Below are 1277 nucleotides of genomic sequence, written 5' to 3'. Positions count from 1 at the left end.
TATAATAACTCACTACAATAGTCAGATTTAGATTCAGCGATTCACTTAGATAAGAGTCTCTAATATAAAATCAAGGCAGAAAGATATTTAATATATGTAGCTATAATCGTGTCACTGCCATTGCTAAACCTTCACCACCACCGACACACAACGCCGCGATTCCATTTTTTAGATTACGAGCACTCAGTTGATAGATAAGTGAAACCAAAATGCGGCAACCTGAAGCACCAATCGGATGTCCTAAGGCAATCGCACCACCATTAATATTGATCTTCTCTTTCGGGATAGCTAATGCCCTTTTAATGGCTAACGACTGTGCAGCAAAAGCTTCATTACATTCAAAGAGATCTATCTGAGAAATATCTTTATTGATCTTATCCAAACACTGAGTAATTGCTGCAATGGGTGCAACACCCATGATTGAGGGACAAATACCTGTATTAGCGAAAGCAGAAATTTTCACCAAAGGTATCAACCCCAGTTCTTTGGCTTTACTGGCACTACAAACAATGACTGCAGCGGCACCATCATTTAATGAAGATGCATTGCCAGCCGTTACTGTTCCTTGAGAATCAAATGCGGGTTTTAACTTTGCTAGCCTGCCAGGCTCAGTTACTCTTGGCCCTTCATCAGTATCAATAACCTGTGAGCCTTTTTTATGCATTACGATAACAGGTGATATCTCAGCTTTGAATTTCCCTTCTTCAATTGCTGTCAGTGCCTTGCGATGAGACAGTATTGAGTATGTATCTTGGTCCTCACGCGAAATATTATATTGACTAGCAACATTTTCAGCGGTGATCCCCATATGATAGCCCTTATAGGCATCCGTTAATCCGTCATTAACCATTGAATCAACGATATTACTATTACCAACACGAGTTCCTTGACGTGAGGACAATAAAATATGTGGTGACAGAGACATATTCTCTTGCCCTCCGGCAATAATTATTTCAGCATCTCCATTGCGGATAGCCTGAGCAGCCAATTGTATTGCAATAAGTCCTGACCCACAGACTTTATTAATAGTTAGCGCACAAACATCATTTGGCAGACCAGCATTTAATGCAGCCTGACGTGCAGGGTTTTGACCACAACCCGCGGTTAATACTTGCCCCATAATAACTTGGTCAATATCTTCAGCTTTAATCTTATAGGTACATAGTAAGTCTTTTATAACGGTAGTACCTAATTCAGTAGCCGGGACAGTAGACAGTCCGCCCTGAAATGAACCTATGGCTGTTCTCTTGGCACCTACAATAACAATGTCTTCCACG

General features: G+C 40.9%; 1 protein-coding gene. It reads right to left on the bottom strand.

What is annotated here, in order from left to right; genetic code table 11:
* Positions 1-100: 100 nt before the first annotated feature.
* Entirely contained in the window at positions 101-1276 is a 1176-nt protein-coding gene (locus V2A85_RS23760; protein WP_372559523.1) for an acetyl-CoA C-acetyltransferase, read from the bottom strand.
* Position 1277: the final 1 nt, after the last annotated feature.

It is taken from the genome of Yersinia sp. 1252 StPb PI, from assembly GCF_048593885.1.
Classification (GTDB): domain Bacteria; phylum Pseudomonadota; class Gammaproteobacteria; order Enterobacterales; family Enterobacteriaceae; genus Yersinia; species Yersinia enterocolitica_E.
Note: the sequence above shows the minus strand (reverse complement) of the source record. Positions and strands in the feature narration are given on the sequence as shown.